Origin of the sequence: Micromonospora sp. NPDC049230 (assembly GCF_040647875.1) — a bacterium.
Classification (GTDB): Bacteria; Actinomycetota; Actinomycetes; order Mycobacteriales; family Micromonosporaceae; genus Micromonospora.
The window spans coordinates 159,813-176,593 of sequence record NZ_JBEZCZ010000010.1 but is presented as its reverse complement, the minus strand read 5'-3'; the positions used below and the strand labels follow the sequence as shown (position 1 = coordinate 176,593).

General features: G+C 71.3%; 5 protein-coding genes and 1 CRISPR repeat array. Of the genes, 3 read left to right on the top strand and 2 right to left on the bottom strand.

The genetic code is table 11. The features are described 5' to 3' along the window. Window positions 1-142: 142 nt before the first annotated feature. Window positions 143-1,717 carry a hypothetical protein gene (locus AB0A95_RS12315; RefSeq protein ID WP_357555736.1) on the top strand — a complete coding sequence of 525 codons (1,575 nt, stop codon included), beginning with the start codon at window positions 143-145 and terminating at the stop codon, window positions 1,715-1,717. Here the strand turns inward: AB0A95_RS12315 and AB0A95_RS12310 are convergent. Both AB0A95_RS12310 and AB0A95_RS12305 read right to left on the bottom strand, forming a co-directional pair. Further along, on the bottom strand, window positions 1,689-3,764 hold the full coding sequence (locus tag AB0A95_RS12310; RefSeq protein ID WP_357555735.1) for an NB-ARC domain-containing protein: 2,076 nt from the start codon (window positions 3,762-3,764) through the stop codon (window positions 1,689-1,691). The two genes, AB0A95_RS12315 and AB0A95_RS12310, sit on opposite strands and share 29 nt — an antisense overlap. Window positions 3,765-4,091: 327 nt before the next feature. Beyond that, a CRISPR array of direct repeats spans window positions 4,092-7,746; the repeat unit is 37 nt; unit sequence GTTGCGATCCTCGCCCGGTCCGAAGACCGGGCGCAGC. A gap of 1,070 nt (window positions 7,747-8,816) precedes the next feature. Further along, window positions 8,817-9,980 (bottom strand): acyl-CoA dehydrogenase family protein, encoded by a 1,164-nt coding sequence (locus AB0A95_RS12305; RefSeq protein WP_357555734.1) that lies wholly within the window; start codon window positions 9,978-9,980, stop codon window positions 8,817-8,819. A 246-nt stretch (window positions 9,981-10,226) separates the two neighbouring features. Here AB0A95_RS12305 and AB0A95_RS12300 point away from each other — a divergent pair, with 246 nt between their 5' ends. Together AB0A95_RS12300 and AB0A95_RS12295 are read left to right on the top strand one after the other, a co-directional pair. Further along, window positions 10,227-11,654 (top strand): UDP-glucose/GDP-mannose dehydrogenase family protein, encoded by a 1,428-nt coding sequence (locus tag AB0A95_RS12300; protein WP_357555733.1) that lies wholly within the window; start codon window positions 10,227-10,229, stop codon window positions 11,652-11,654. Between the two features lie 148 nt (window positions 11,655-11,802). Next, window positions 11,803-16,698, top strand: a complete 4,896-nt coding sequence (locus AB0A95_RS12295; RefSeq protein ID WP_357555732.1) for a permease — start codon at window positions 11,803-11,805, stop codon at window positions 16,696-16,698. The last annotated feature ends 83 nt before the right edge of the window (window positions 16,699-16,781 follow it).

Below are 16,781 nucleotides of genomic sequence, written 5' to 3'. Positions count from 1 at the left end.
GCCCGGAGCCCGGAGCCCGGAGCCCGGAGCCCGGAGCCCGGAGCCCGGAGCCCGGAGCCCGGAGCCCGGAGCCCGGAGCCCGGAGCCCGGAGCCCGGAGCCCGTGGTTAACGGTTGATTCCAGCCGTTCATTGCTGGTCGTCGTGCGAACGCTGACCACGTTGAGTCGGTTGCGCGATGTGGTGTCACTGACGGCAGGTGACCAGCGGATCCAGACCGTTTTCACGCATGACACCGGGCGGCGGTCGATGTTGGCGGCCGGGGTCGAGGAGGCCTTGGTGGAGCTGGGCGCGCCGTTACTGCCGTGGTCTGAGGCGGTCGGCGTCAGGTTCGACCTGGCCGTCGCGGCGAGCGAGAACGACGGGTTGGCCGATCTCGACGCGCCGGTGCTTCTGTTGCCGCACGGTGCCGGGCACCAGAAGTTTTACCCGGACACCTCGATCGTGTCGGGGCTGAGCCCTGATCGACTGATGGTGGATGGGCGGGTGGTGCCGGCCGCGATCGCGCTGCCGCACGCCGCACACCTACGCCGCCTGGCCCAGGAGTGTCGGCCCGCGGCATCGCGCGGGGTCGTGGTCGGCGATCCGGCGTTGTCGCGTATGCGGGGCTCGCAGTTCCGCTCCAGATACCTGCGTGTGGGGTTCGGCGGACGGGACAAGCGGTTGGTGGTGGTGGCCTCGACGTTCGGGCCGGACGCGGCGTTCGCGCGGTTGCCTGAACTGCCGGCGAGGTTGGTCGCCGACCTTCCGGCCGACGAGTACCAGGTGGTGGTCCTCCTGCATCCGGGGGTGTGGGCGGCGCACGGCCCGTGGCAGGTTCGCGCGTGGTTGGCCCAGGCCGCCGCGTACGGCCTGCAGGTCGTCCCGCCGCACGAGGGCTGGCAGGCGGCGCTGCTGGCTTCCTCCGTGGTGATCACGGACCACGGTTCCCTTGGGGTCTACGCGGCCGCGCTGGACAAGCCGGTGATGCTGGTGGGCCGGGGCAGCACGGTCACCGTGCCCGGGTCGGCTGCCGCCAAGCTCGCGGCGATCGCGCCTTCGTGGGATGTGGCCCGACCACCGCAAGCGCAGGTCGACGAGGTGATCGACCGACACGTTCCGGGCGCGTACGCCTCGGTAACTGAGCTGTTAGCCCAGCCGGACGCGGACGGTGAGGGCTCCGCGCAGAGGTTACGGCGGCTGTTGTACGGGCTGCTTCGGCTGGACGAGCCGCCGGAGCCGGCGATGTTCGCTCCGGTCCTCGCTCCGACGGCGACGCGGCGACCGATGCCGGCCGTCGTCGTCGGCGCGGTGATCGAGACCGACGGGGTACGCATCGAGCGGTACCCCGACCTTGGCCACGGCAGCCCGCGCGAGGGCCTGACGCACCGGCACCTGGTCGCGGATATCCGTACTGCCAGCCTGCCGCAACTGGCGGCGGCCACCGTCCTGGTCGACGACTACCGTGTCGCGGGGTCGCTGCGACGGTGGGCCGATCAGGCGGCGGCGGAACTGGCCCGCTGGCCGCAGGCCCACGCGTTGGCCGCGCCGCTCGATGACACATCGTGCACGGTCTGGGCCGACGGTAGGTCCGCGCTGCTGCGCGCCGACGAGCCACTCGACCCGGTGGCACTGGCCTCCTTGGCGTACGTCCGGTTGACCGTTGACGGGCGGATCCCGCCCCGGGACCGGATCTACCTGGGCCCGCGTGTCATCGAGGTACAGGCGGCAGCAGCCTGAGCTTGTCCAGATACCGGTCGAAACGGGGGTCACCGGCGTCCCAGTAACGCCGGATGATCCAACCCCAACGGGTACGCGCTGCCTCGGCGTCGCGGGAGCGCTGGGCCAGCTCCGCCTCGATGTCGGCGATCTCGACCTCGTACTGTGTCGCGGTCGCCTCGGCAGTCAACTGCCGAGCCTGTTCGACGGCTGCCCGCACCCGCGGCAGGTCGCCGATAGCGAGGTAAGCGCGAGCGGTCACGGCGTGGACCCGCCCCTCATTACGCACATCGGTGGTGAGCGCGAGAGCACGCGCCAGCATCGGCAGCGCCTCCTGGGGACGGCCCAGCGACACCAGCGTGTTGGCAAGCATCCGGTAGTGCAGGCCTGCCCCGCGCGTCAGCTGGTGCCGCTCATCGATATGCAGACAGCGGCGGAACGCGTCCTCCGCGGCGGGGTGGTCGCCGCCGGCCTCAGCCAAACTCCCCCGGTACTCGATAACCGAGGACTGCAGGTGCGGGTCATCGATCGTGGCGAGCAGGCGTTCGGCCTCGATCAGCGCCGTCTCTGCCCGCCCCAGCTGACGAAGCTTGGTGAAGATGCGCGTCTGTGCGGCGTGCAGCCGCGCCTCCAGCGCACGGTCCCCTAATGCCTGGGCAGCACGGATGCCCCACTCGTTGGCCCCGGCGATCTGCCAGTGGTGGCCGCGGCTGGTCAGCAACGGCTCCAGTGCCCCACACAATTGCGTCACCTCGACGTGCCGGCCGGCGTGGAAGGCCTGCGGGATCATCGCGACGATGACCGGCAACTCGGACTCGAGCCAATCCATCGCCACCCGTCGGGACGGCGTCCACGCCAGCCCCGTCGGCATCTGGTAGCGACGGAGCCTAGTTTTCTCGTTGGCGAAGTCGGCGGCGACGGCGTGATCCCGGTAGAAGAACAACAGCCGGTCGAACGTGGCATCGGTGTCGACCCCGCGACCAGGAAGGATGCGTCGGGCATGGTCGCGTACCAATCCCGGCAAACGGAAGCGACCCGGCCGGTCAGCAACCATCAGCCCACCATCGATCAGCCCGTCCACACCATGACCAAGCGCAGCAGCGGCCGCCGCCCGACTGAACTCCGCAACCGGCTGGGCAGCCAGCGCGACCAGGTCGTCCACGGCTGCGTCCGGCAACTCCCGCACCGTCTGAGAAATGCACCGCAGAATCAGCTCGCCCGGATCGTCGCTGCTTGCCAGCTCGTCCCGGACCGCCGCGACCGCCCCCACCTCACCGCGCCGACGAACCAGTCGCACCCCGACCTGATCAATGGCGAACGGTAGGCGGTCACACAACTCCAGCAGCTCGCGGGCCGCCTCCAGTTCCGCGTCCAACATTCCGCGGCAGCGGTTGTCCAGCATCTCCCACGCGCCTGCCGGGTCAAGCCCGTGCAGGATCATCGGCGGCGCCGTAGCCCAGGCCCGCAGGTCGTCGGTCAGCCGGCGGGCGGTCACCAGCACCAGGCTCGCCGGCCACGGCTGCACCAGCGCCGACAGCTCCGCGGCCCCCAGTGCGTTCTCCACCACCAGCACACAACGCCGGTGCAGCAGCGCCCGTAGGTACTGCCCCGCGAGCACCGCGGGCGTCTCCTCGGCCACCTCCACCGCCAACTGCCGCAGCACCGCCACCTGCACATCGGCGACCTGCAACGCCTCGCCGACCCGAAAGGCATCAAGGTCGACGTACGCCTGCCCGCCCGGGAAACGGTCCGCGACCTCACTGCTCACCTGAAGCACCAGCGCGGTCTTGCCCACCCCGCGGACGCCGGCGATCAGATGAGCACCAGCCTGCGCCAGCTCGACCCGCGCGGCGTCCCGGTCCGCAAACTGAACCGGCGGCAACATCCCACTCCCGAGCGCCGCCTCACCTGTGACGGCGGCGAGCGCGGCGGTGACCTCGGCCGCGAACTCCGCATCGCGCTTCCCCTCCCGCACGATCGCGTCGAGCAGCTTCGCGGGATCCTTCGGCAAGGCGCCGAAACGACGCAGCAATGTCCGCAGCACATCACCCGCCCCGGCAACCGCCACCCCACCGGCCCCTGCCGCGACCGCCTTCGCCGCTTCCGCTGCCACGACGTCCCACCCCACGGTCCGACCTCCTAGCGCGGTCAGTTACATCGAACTCACACACCGCGAGGACTATAACGATCATCGGCAATGGAGTGCGAACTCGAAGTCCAAGATCCGCCAACAGGCGGCCCTTCGGCTCTCGCGCCCACCCGCATGGCCGCCTACAGCTTCTACTGCCACGCGGAAACGACCGAGGACGAATGGGCCATGACCCGGCGATCATCGCCCGGCCTGAAGGCCGAGCGAAGCGCCCGTCGCGGTTTCGAGCGGCCCCGCGTACTGCGGGTTACGATCCACGCCCGGTCCGAGAACAGGGCGCAGCGAGGCCAGCGGCCACGGTGGTGTCGTAGGTTCGGCTTTTGCGATCCTCACCCAGTCCGAGAACCGGGCGCAGCCACTCACGATCATCGTATGGTCACTATCTGCACCCTACGTTGCGATCCTCGCCCGGTCCGAGGACCGGGCGCAGCGTTGAGGACGTGCTGCCGTTCCGCACCTACGGGTGGCGGTTGCGATCCTCGCCCGGTCCGAGGAACGGGCGCAGCTACGCGGTGATCGGTCGTATCCGTCCCGGCACGATGGAGTTGCGATCTCGCCCGGTCCGAGGACCGGGCGCTGCAATGACCGACAGGCCGCGCCGCTGGCCCGGTTTAGTGTTGCGATCCTCGCCCGGTCCGAAGACCGGGCGCAGCGCCCGCGCGAGTGCGAGCGGCGCCGACCCTGGGAAGGGTTGCGATCCTCGCCCGGCCCGAAGACCGGGCGCAGCGCGGGACCAGCTCCATCGGAACGCGCAACAGGTACTCGTTGCGATCCTCGCCCGGTCCGAAGACCGGGCGCAGCCAGGTGCCGGATCCCGTTGAGGGCGTCGACGATCTCGTTGCGATCCTCGCCCGGTCCGAAGACCGGGCGCAGCCGGGTCCGCTGTCTCCAACACCGCTGCGTCACCCTCGTTGCGATCCTCGCCCGGTCCGAGGACCGGGCGCAGCTCGCGCACGTACGCCGCGGTGCGATCGTTCCAGGCGGCGTTGCGATCCTCGCCCGGTCCGAAGACCGGGCGCAGCCTGCTCGCGCACGAACTTGCTCGCGTACGGCACGACGTTGCGATCCTCGCCCGGTCCGAAGACCGGGCGCAGCTCGTGCGTGACCTCGTTGTAGTCGTTCTCCTTGCCGCCGTTGCGATCCTCGCCCGGTCCGAAGACCGGGCGCAGCGCGACGCGTCCGGTCCGGGACGTTCCTTCGGCTCCGGGTTGCGATCCTCGCCCGGTCCGAAGACCGAGCGCAGCGCTCACCGCCGGTGGCGAGCTGACGGGTAACGCGATGTTGCGATCCTCTCCCGGTCCGAAGACCGGGCGCAGCCGCCAGCCCGGTCGAGCGCCTCGTAGCTCTCGTAGCCGTTGCGATCCTCGCCCGGTCCGAAGACCGGGCGCAGCCAGTTCCGGAGGGAGCATCCCGGATTCCACGTCCCAGTTGCGATCCTCGCCCGGTCCGAAGACCGGGCGCAGCAGCCCGCGACCCCGACGTACGTTGGGGTCAAGGTCGTGTTGCGATCCTCTCCCGGTCCGAAGACCGGGCGCAGCGATGGCCTTCGCATACTTCGCCTTGCTGGTCAGCCAGTTGCGATCCTCGCCCGGTCCGAAGACCGGGCGCAGCGTGCGTGTGGTTGGTGTTCTTGTTCCGGTAGGCGACGTTGCGATCCTCGCCCGGTCCGAAGACCGGGCGCAGCCGAGCTGCAAAAGATCATCCGGCAGACCATCACCGCGTTGCGATCCTCGCCCGGTCCGAAGACCGGGCGCAGCTTGCACGGCTCGACGTCGACGCGCTGCCGGTCATCGAGTTGCGATCCTCTCCCGGTCCGAAGACCGGGCGCAGCGTTTGAACGGTGGTCGATCGCGTCGCGCGAGTCCGGGTTGCGATCCTCGCCCGGTCCGAAGACCGGGCGCAGCACGCCGCCGTGGTACTCCATCCACCAGTCGTTCTTCATGTTGCGATCCTCGCCCGGTCCGAAGACCGGGCGCAGCGCTCGCCGCCGCACTCGGCGCCGCGCTGGGCAGACCTGTTGCGATCCTCGCCCGGTCCGAAGACCGGGCGCAGCGGGCGAGCATCTTCAGGCGTGACCAGTCGGTGTCCTCGTTGCGATCCTCGCCCGGTCCGAAGACCGGGCGCAGCACCAGGGCGACGACCGCGCCAAGGTGGTGACACCCGTGTTGCGATCCTCGCCCGGTCCGAAGACCGGGCGCAGCGCCGCCGCCGGCCCACGCCACGTGGGTGGTTGTGGTTGTTGCGATCCTCGCCCGGTCCGAAGACCGGGCGCAGCACTGAGCCGGTGGGGCAGTTGGGTCCGTGGCTGCTGGAGTTGCGATCCTCGCCCGGTCCGAAGACCGGGCGCAGCTCGGCGGGGTGGCCCTGGCTGCCCGTGACCCTCGGGTGTTGCGATCCTCGCCCGGTCCGAAGACCGGGCGCAGCTCGCGATGACCGCGCCGGTCAGCGGGTTGATGCCGTGGTTGCGATCCTCGCCCGGTCCGAAGACCGGGCGCAGCCAGCGACGTCAGCGGAATGGACGTCTCCCCGGAGAAGTTGCGATCCTCGCCCGGTCCGAAGACCGGGCGCAGCACCACGTCGGCATCCTGTTCCAGCGACCCCGACTCACGTTGCGATCCTCGCCCGGTCCGAAGACCGGGCGCAGCGGCAGCGTCGAGTGCCGGGTTCCAGCGACGCTGCAAGTTGCGATCCTCGCCCGGTCCGAAGACCGGGCGCAGCGAACGGTACGCCCGGGGCCAGTTGATAAAGCTCAAGGTTGCGATCCTCGCCCGGTCCGAAGACCGGGCGCAGCGCCCCTCCTTTCAGGTGCCGCTACCCACGGCTGAGAGGTTGCGATCCTCGCCCGGTCCGAAGACCGGGCGCAGCCACCAAGGCCGTGAGGGGAATTGTCAAATGAGCGCAGGTTGCGATCCTCGCCCGGTCCGAAGACCGGGCGCAGCCGCCCCGGACGCTGCCCGCGCGTGGCCTGCCCACGACCGTTGCGATCCTCGCCCGGTCCGAAGACCGGGCGCAGCCAGCGCGAGCCCCGGCGGCGGTGCGCGCTTCCAAGTCGTTGCGATCCTCGCCCGGTCCGAAGACCGGGCGCAGCACCGCATCCGCCCCCGGCGCGCCCGACTGCTCGCCGTGTTGCGATCCTCGCCCGGTCCGAAGACCGGGCGCAGCTCCTGGGCCAAGATCCGCCGTAGTCCGCCGGCTACTCGCCGTTGCGATCCTCGCCCGGTCCGAAGACCGGGCGCAGCGAGTCGGTGTTGGTGTCCTTGTCTCGGATGCGCACGTTGCGATCCTCGCCCGGTCCGAAGACCGGGCGTAGCCGCTCGCACGGGTTGACAGGACGGCCGGCAATCACCAGGTTGCGATCCTCGCCCGGTCCGAAGACCGGGCGCAGCGGCCGACGCCTTCGCCTACGTGGCGACCCTGCTCGGCGTTGCGATCCTCGCCCGGTCCGAAGACCGGGCGCAGCGCCTCATGGCAGCGCCGATCCGTCAGGCGCCTTGTTCAGTTGCGATCCTCGCCCGGTCCGAAGACCGGGCGCAGCGCGCGGTCGGCGTGCGCCTGGTCCCCGCGGGCCAGGTTGCGATCCTCGCCCGGTCCGAAGACCGGGCGCAGCTAGAGGGCGAGGAATCGCTAACCGCAATAGCGGCTATGTTGCGATCCTCGCCCGGTCCGAAGACCGGGCGCAGCAACGGGCCGGCACCACGATGTCCGCCGCGCATCCGGGTTGCGATCCTCGCCCGGTCCGAAGACCGGGCGCAGCCTTCGGCCCGAACGACGAGTGGAAGACCCGCCCGAAGTTGCGATCCTCGCCCGGTCCGAAGACCGGGCGCAGCCGAGCAGCTCTACGAGGCGATTCGCCGGCCGGACAAGGTTGCGATCCTCGCCCGGTCCGAAGACCGGGCGCAGCGGCTCGTGAACAGCCAACATTCAATTTAGCCAGTAGTAAGCCATCAGCAACCACGCCCTGAAGAATCCCAATTAGTACAATTTGCCGGCTAGGAACGTCAGGCTGTCCGGGTGACTACTGGGGGTTCCTAGATCACGAACAGGCCGCAGGGCCAACATGCCGTGGCAGATCGGCCGGCCGACCGACGTTGATGCACCACTGGCGCAACAGCAACATCCTCAACCAAGCCACCTCGGGCAGTACGGACCGCACGATCTTGACCTGGTTCCCGCAGTCGCTAACCCCGGCCGTCGAGGCGACCGAAACACGATCCTCGACACTCACCTCGTCGTCACCGCCGCCGGGTTCGTCACGCTCGGCTCTACAATGACTGCTCTTTGTACGGCTTCGCTAACCAGCAATTGCATCTGATCGACCTGGACGAGTACCGATCGAGCCCTTCACCCTCGGCGCCGGCCGGCTTCCCGGATCACGCCGTTACGTGGCGCCGGAGGATTTGGTCTGCGGCGCGGTCATCGACGAGCACACCACTATCTACACGCTCGACCCCACGCTGCACCAGCTTCTCGAATCAGCCTCCGGCTGACAGGCACCGTGCGGCCCAGACGGACTGTCGCCGACTGGCGGTGCAGGCCTCGCCGACCGCCCGCCACCCGAGGGTGACAGTCCTAGTCCGCGCCCGGCATCTCGCAGCCGAGCGACAACCCCCACGCCAACGCCGTCTACCACCATCCGCCAGGGCTGGCCGCGAGGCTCCGCCCAGCCGACCGACACCACGCACTCATTACTCGACGTAACCGACCGACTGGTCGGCAGTCAGCTACGTTCCTCGATCGAGCGAGGCACCCCTCCTGAGACGCCCACCTATGTCTCGACAGCACTTCACCATCCACAATGCATTCGATGCATGCAGATGGGCGGATGGACTTCCCCAGGATTTCCCCATAACGCCAACCGAAAGCGTTCTGGGGTGACCACAAATATCCCACAAGGTAATCACTCAGCCACACTGCGTGGCCACGCCGATCGACCCTCCAGCACCTGCCCTGAGCTGCCAAAACAGCCCCGGATCAGCCCTTCAACAACTCCCGCGCCATGACGATCCGCTGGACCTGGTTGGTGCCTTCGTAGATCTGGGTGATCTTGGCGTCGCGCATCATCCGCTCGACGGGGTAGTCCCGCGTGTAGCCGTAACCGCCGAGCAGCTGCACCGCGTCCGTGGTGATCTCCATGGCGGCGTCGGAGGCGAAGCACTTGGCCGCCGCGCCGAAGTAGGTCAGGTCGGCGTCGCCGCGCTCGGACTTGCCGGCCGCCGCGTAGGTGAGCTGCCGGGCGGCTTCCAGCTTCATGCCCATGTCGGCGAGCATGAACTGGACGCCCTGGAACTCGGCGACCGCCTTGCCGAACTGTCGACGCTCGGCCACGTACCCCTTGGCGTAGTCGAGCGCGCCCTGCGCGATCCCGACGGCCTGCGCGGCGATGGTGACCCGGGTGTGGTCCAGGGTCTTCATGGCGGTGGCGAAGCCGGTGCCCTCCGCGCCGATCATCCGGTCGGCGGGGATCCGCACGTTGTCGAGGTAGACCTCGCGGGTGGGCGAGCCCTTGATGCCGAGTTTCTTCTCGGGTGCGCCGAAGCTCACACCGGGGTCGGACTTCTCGACCACGAAGGCCGAGATGCCCCGGGAGCGGGCGGCCGGGTCGGTGACGGCGAAGACGGTGTAGAACTCGGACACGCCCGCGTTGGTGATCCACCGCTTCACGCCGTTGAGCACCCAGTGATCCCCGTCACGAGCCGCGCGGGTCGTCATGGACGCGGCGTCGCTGCCCGCCTCGGGCTCGGAGAGGCAGTACGAGAACATCGCCGCACCGGAGGCGACCGGCGGCAGGTAGCGGCGCTTGACCTCCGCGGAACCGGACAACAACAGCGGCATCGTGCCGAGTTTGTTCACCGCGGGGATCAGCGAGGAGGACGCGCAGGCGCGGGCCACCTCCTCGATCACGATGGCGGTGGCCAGCGCGTCCGCGCCGGCGCCGCCGTACTCCTCGGGGATGTGCGGGGCGTGGAAGTCGGCCGCCCGCAGTGCCTCGTAGGACGCCTTGGGGAACTCCCCGGTCTCGTCGGCCTCGGTGGCGTGCGGGGCGACCTTCGCCGTGCAGACGGCACGCGCCGCCTCCCGGATCGCCTGGTGCTCCTCGGGCAACTGGTAGACGTCGAACGACTCGCCTGCGGCCATGTTGGCCCCTCCCCTTCACCGCTATCATGCGCAGTCTCTGACGACTCCTGACCGCCGACCGCGCAGACTGAAGACTAGCGACTGCAGTTCGAGTGATGTTACCGGCGCGTAGGTATGGGCATGAGGGTGCACCCACGCCGCTGGGCGATGATGGAGGAGAACAGTGAGCCACCCCTCCGGTGCCCCGCCAGGTGCCGCAGAATGCGACGCGACGACGCGCCGCCAGTGCGAGCGGAGAAGACAGGCGTGACGATCCCCTACCCCACCATCCAGCCGACCCCCGCCATCGCCGCGGTGACACCGCCCTCGGGCGCGCCTCGGCCGCGGGTGACGTTCCTGGGGACTGGTTACCTCGGTGCGACGTACGCCATCTGCTACGCCGAACTGGGCTACGACGTGCTCGGATTCGACGTCGACGCCGACAAGATCGCGACGCTGAACGCCGGGCAGGTGCCGATCCACGAGCCCGGCCTGGATGAGCTGCTGCGGCGCAACCTCGCCGCCGGCCGCCTCCGCTTCAGCACCGACATCGCCGAGACCGCCGACTTCGGTGACGTGCACTTCATCTGCGTCGGCACCCCGCAGCGGGCCGACGGGATGGGCGCCGACCTGTCGTACGTCGAGGCGTCGGTCACCAGCCTCGCGCAGCACCTGACCCGCAAGGCGCTGATCGTCGGCAAGTCCACGGTGCCGGTCGGCACCGCCGAGTGGGTGGAACAGCTTGTCGGCAAGCACACCCCCCACGACCTGGGCGTCGAGGTGGCGTGGAGCCCCGAGTTCCTCCAGGAGGGCTTCGCCGTCGACGACGTCCTGCGCCCCAACCGGATCGTGGTCGGTGTCAAGAGCGAGTGGGCCAACGGCATGCTCTACGCCGCGCACAAGGGCGTGTTCGACCTGGCCGCCACCGAGGACCGCGAGGTGCCCCTGGTGGTCACCGACTTCGCCACCGCCGAGCTGGTCAAGGTCGCCGCGAACGCCTTCCTGGCCACCAAGATCTCCTTCATCAACGCGATGGCCGAGGTCTGCGAGGCGTCCGGTGGCGACGTCACCCAACTGGCCCGCGCGATCGGTTACGACCCGCGGATCGGCAACCGGTTCCTCCAGTCCGGTCTCGGCTTCGGTGGCGCCTGTCTGCCCAAGGACATCCGGGCCTTCCAGGCCCGCGCCCAGGAGCTGGGTGCCGGCGAGGCGCTGCGCTTCCTGCACGAGGTCGACCTGATCAACCTGCGCCGTCGTACCCGGGTGCTGCAACTCGCCGCGGATCTGCTCGGCCGCCGCTCCGGTCCGGCCGGCCCGGACTTCTCCGGCACCCGGATCGCCGTACTCGGTGCGACCTTCAAACCCAACACCGACGACGTCCGCGACGCTCCGGCGCTCGCCGTCGCCGCGCTGCTGCACAAGGCCGGCGCCGAGGTGCACGTGTACGACCCGCAGGGCACCGAGAACGCCCGCCGTGCGGTGCCGGAGCTGACCTACGAGACCGGCATCAACGAGGCGGTCACCGGCGCCGACCTGGTGTGCGTCCTCACCGAGTGGGCCGACTTCCGCAACGCCGACCCGGTCGCGCTCGGCGAGTTGGTCAACGGCCGCAAGGTGGTCGACGGTCGAAACTGCCTCGACTCGGCGCTCTGGACCCAGGCCGGCTGGCAGTACCGGGGCATGGGCCGCCCCTGATCGACGGACGTCGCCGGCCGGCCATCGAGCATCTCGGTGGCCGGCCGGTGTCGTTGTTTGCCCCGGACCCGCCGACAAGAGTCGAAATCCGCGCCAGCTTTGGGCATGCTGCGACAGTGGGAGTCCACAGTGCGGGTGGAGGGGTGTCGTGGCGACCTTTCAGTGCTCCTCGTGCGGTCGGGAGATCAAGCCGGCCGTCCAGTGCCCGCATTGCGGGGCTGACCAGCCGCAATGGGTCGAACACCTCGCGGATATCGAGCGTTCGATCGCGGAGATGAAGGCGCGCGACGCCGCCATCGCCCGCGAGCAGCGGCAGATCGCCGCGAAGATGCAGGCCGCGCTCTTCCAGCGGGACATCCTCGCCCACGCAGGTGAGGAACGACTCAAGCAGGCCACCCGGCCGCGTCGAGTGCTCCGCCGCCGCCCCGGCCGCCGACCACCGACCGCCACCACCGGGGCGCCGCCCCGGGTCCCCCGCCAGGGCACTTCGCCCGCACCGGAGGACCCGCCACCTCCGCCGCCGCGGGCGAGCTGGTTGGACGCGGACGATCCCGAGCACCCTCCGGAGGCCTCGTCACGCGAGGTACAGAACATCCCTCTCGGGCTGGGCGCGTTGCTGCTCGCGGTCTCCGCGGTGGTCTTCGCCGTGGTCGCCACCAGCTCGATGGACGCGCTGGCCCGGCTCGGCATCCTGCTCCTGGCCACCGTGCTGATGCTGCTCGCCCCGCCGGCGCTGGCCCGCCGTGGGCTCACCTCCACCGCCGAGACCATCGCCGCGGTCGGCCTGCTGCTGGTGCCGCTGGCCGGCAACGCCCTCTGGGCGGTGGACCGGATCGGCGCCGGCGGCGCGTCCGGCACTGTCTTCGCCGGGGTGATCTTCGCGGTCACCGCGGCCGCCGCTTTCGGGTACGCCGGCTGGACGGGTCTGCGCGCACCCCGGTTCGCCACAGTGCTCGCCGCGCAGCCGGTGCTGCCGCTGCTGGCGTACGACCGGATCACCGGCCCGGGCGGCTGGGCGCTGGTGCTGGCCCTGGTCGCCCTCGTCGACCTCTGGCTGGCCCGCTCCGGCGTGGCCGTGGAACGCCCCGCCCGGCAGGACCTGCCACCCTCGGAAACCACGTCGGCACCCCGGCAGCGCAGCGGCGAGACCCGGCCGGAGGGCGACCCGGAGGAGGCCGCCGAGCTGATCGACGCCAGCGCGGGTTCCGCCGACACGCGACCGACCCGTCCGGTTCCCGGCCTGCGCGAGCTGACCTGGCTGCTGCACGCGGTGGCGGTCGCGGTCGCCCTGGCGTACGCGACCACCGCCCTCCTGCGGGCGCAGACCGTGCCGACCGCGACCGGCGCCGGGGTGGTGCTGCTGCTGGCCGCCCTGGTCGGGCTGGCCGGTGCGCTGGTGCTGCGCCGCCCGCCGCTGCCCGACGTCGCGGCGGGCATCGTCACCCTCGCCGTGATCGGCGCGCTCAGTCGGATCGCCTCGGTGGCCTTCCCGGGCCGGGCGCTGCTGTTGATCGCGGCGGTCATCACGGTGACCGGGCTGGCCGTGCGTGCGGTGCCCGAGGCGGCCCGACGCGGCCCGCAGATCGCCTCGGCGGTGGCGCTGACCGTCAGCGGTCTGGTGGTCGCCGGAGGCGCGCTGCGCGCCGGGTTGGCGCCGGTCCGGGCGGCACTGCCCGCCTGGGGTGCCGACCTCGACAGGTATCCGGCCGAGTTGGCCGCGGCGGTCGGGCCGACCTCCTGGCAGTTGGCCGGCGCGGCGTTCCTGCTCACCATCGCGGCGGTGCTGGCCCTGCCCACCGAGATCCGCAGTGAGTTCGCGGTCGCCGGCGCGGCGCTCACCGCGTTGGCCGTGCCGGCGTCGCTCGGCCTCGGTTGGGCGGCGGCGCCCTGGCCGATGGTGATCACCGCGATCGGCATCGGGGTCATCGGCCTCTCCGCCCGCACCGACCGGGCCGCGGCGGCGCACGCCATCGGGGCGGCAGTGGTGGGCCTACTCGGCGCCGGCGCCAGCCTGTCGCGCCCGGCCCTCACCGCCGCGGTCCTGCTCACCCTGTTCGCGGCCGGCACACTTGTCGCGCTGGCACCCCGGATCCGGATCGCCTCGGCCGCCTCCGACACGGTCACCGCCTGGGCCGCCGGAGGCGCGGCGTTCGCGCTGCCCGGGGCGGTGGCCGCGTTCGTGGCCGCCAGTGTGCCGACCGATCCGACCCCCACCCCGGCCAGCCTCCGGGAGGTGACAGTCCCGGTCCTGGCGGCCAGTTTCCTGGCGGTCTGCGTGACGCTCGGCTACGCGGCCATCGTGCAGGTGTCCCAGCGCCGCATCCCCGTACCGCTGTCGGTCGGCACGGGGTTGGGCGCGCTGCTGGTCACCGCCGCCGCGTTCGGGGCACCCGGCGCGACCGTCGCCGACGCCTGGGTGGGCGCGTTACTGCTGGTCGCGGCGGTGCTGCTCTTCCTCGCCCCGTCCATCGACGCCGGCCGTCGCGCCGATCTCACCCTCGACGGCTCGGATCTGGCCGCCGCGGCGGTCACCACCGCCCTGATCGCCACGCTGGTGCGGATCGGTGCGGTGTTCGCCCCGGGCGGGCAGTTGGCGGTGGCCGCCGCCCTGCTGTTGGTGGTCGCCGTGGGGGCACGCAGCATGCCGGAGGAGTGGCGACGCGGGCCGATCCTCGGCCTCGCCGTCGGCGGTCTCCTCATCGGCGTACTCGCCGGTTGGTCGGCGGCGCGCGGTGGGGTCGGCGTGCTGGCCACGCCCGGTCCGATCTGGCAGGGCGACCTGAGCGGCTGGCCGGCCTCGCCCGTTGGTGGCGCCACCTGGCAGGCGCCTGTCGCGCTGGCGCTGTTGGCGCTCGCGGCCGGCATCCTGCTCCCGCCGCCGTGGCGGTGGGACGTGTCGGGCGGGGCCGTGGTGCTCGCCACGATCGGCGCGCCGGCAGCGTTCGATCTGGCCTGGTGGTCGCCGGTCCTGGTGGGCGGAATGGTCGCCACCGTCTACGGGATGGCCGCGGTGGCCACGGAGGAGGCGCGGGCCGGGCTGTCCCGGGCGACAGTGGCCGGGGTGGTCGCGCTGCACGCCGCCGGAGCCGGTCTGGTCCGACCCTGGACCACGGCACTGGCCCTGGGCAGCATCGCGCTGATCGGCGTGGTGGTGGCGACGCTGGCACGCGTCCTGGCCGGCCCACAGGTGACCGACATCGACACCGAGGGGATGCCACCGCACCTGGTGCTCATCGGTGGCGCGGCCGTCGGTGGCGCCTTGCTCGCCCTCCCCGGTGCGGTGGCGGCACTGGCCGCCGAATTCGAGAACTCGACGCAGGTGGTGCTGACCGCCGCGCTGGCCGCGTCCAGCCTCGGCCTGGCCGCCGTGGCCGCGGTCCGCCGGCAGGTGCCGCAATATCTGCCCTGGGTGAGCGTCGCGGTGGTCGGCGGGGCCAGCATCAGCGCCCTCGCCGCCATCCCCACCGGCCTCCCCGCGGGTGTCTACGCGGCCGCCGCCGCCCTGCTGGGCGTGCTGGCCGAGCTGATCCGTGCGGCAACAGTGCCGCCCACCGGCTCCGCCCAGCCGGTCCGGCGCTGGGCGGTACGCCTCGACGGCGCGCTACGGCGACTGCCGGACGACCCGGAGCGACGCCGCTGGCGGGTCAACCCGGCGGCGGGTGCGCTGGCCGCGGCGGCCCTGCCAACCGCCCTGGCCCTCGCCTCGATCGCACCCGCGCTGGTTGCCGCGCTTGTCGAGCCACACCGCACCCTGACCCGGATCTGGCAGGGCCCGCCGCCGGAGCTGCTCACCCCACCACCGGACGTGGTCAATCCGACGCACGTGCTGACGGCTCTGCTGCTCACCGCGACCGCCGCGCTCGCCGCCACCGGCTTCAGCGGTGGTCGACGTTCCCGTGCCGTCCCCGTGGTGCTGCCCGGAGCCGCCGTCACGCTGCTGATCGCACCCATCGCGCTGGGCTGGGGCTGGCCCGCCGGCACCGTTGCCGCGCTCGCCGTCTTCACCATCGCGATGCTCGGCCTCGCGCTGACCCCACCGCCGCCGCTCGTCGAGCGGGCCCGCTCGCTGCGGCTGGCCCGGGTGCTGGTGTTCGTCATCGGTCTGGCCGGTGGCAGCGCCGGGCTCGCCGGCAGCCTGGCCGACCGGCAAATGACCCTGTTCACCCTCGGCAGCGGTGTCGGCGTCGGCATGGTGGCCGCCCTGTTCGGCACCACCCAACGGGCGCGCATCCTCGGCTGGCTCTTCGCCTCACTCATGGCGCAGCTCTTCGTCCTCACCGTCGGCCTGGTCGCCGGGCTGGCCGCGGTCTGGTCCGCGTTCGGAGTGCTCGCCGTGGGGGCGGTCCTCCAGGTGCTCGCCGCGACGCTGCCTCGACTCCGCCGCCCCGAGGCGCGGCGGGAAGCCTCCACAGTGGAGTGGACCGGGTACGCTGCGGCGCTCATCGCGTTGGCCCTCGCCTTCGACTCGCCCCGACACATCGCCGCCCTGCTGGCCGCCTGGGGTGCGGTCCTCGGCGTGGCGGCGACCCGGCCCGGTCGCCGGCCGGTGGAACGCCGGATCCTGTTCTGGGCGGTGGTGGTCTGCGAGATCACCGCGTGGTGGATCCTGATGCGGGTCGCCGAGGTGGCGCTGCCCGAGGCGTACACGCTGCCGTTCGCCGCGCTGGCCCTCCTCGTCGGCGTCCTGGAGCTGCGGCACCGACCGGACCTGAGCAGTTGGGTGGCGTACGGGCCGGCGCTGGTGGCGGCCTTCGTGCCGACGCTGGCCATCGTGCTGGCCACCGAGTCCAGCACGCTGCGGCAGATGCTCCTGCTCCTCGGCGCGGTCGCAGTGTTGATCTTCGGCTCGTCCAGCCGGCAGCAGGCACCGGTGATCGTCGGCGCGTCGGTCACCGCGATCACCGCGATCCACGCGCTGTTCAGCCTCGGCCCGTGGCTGGTGCTCATCCCGGTGGGCATCGTGCTACTCGTGCTCGGCGCGAGCAACGAACGCCGCCGCCGCGCCCAGGAACGCCTCCAAACCGCCCTACGCGGCATGAGATGACTAACCGGAGGCTGAGTGAGTGGGCACGACGAGCGGTCCGGGTTCCAGGACCAACCGCCCTCGTGTGTCGATCATGGAGTTGT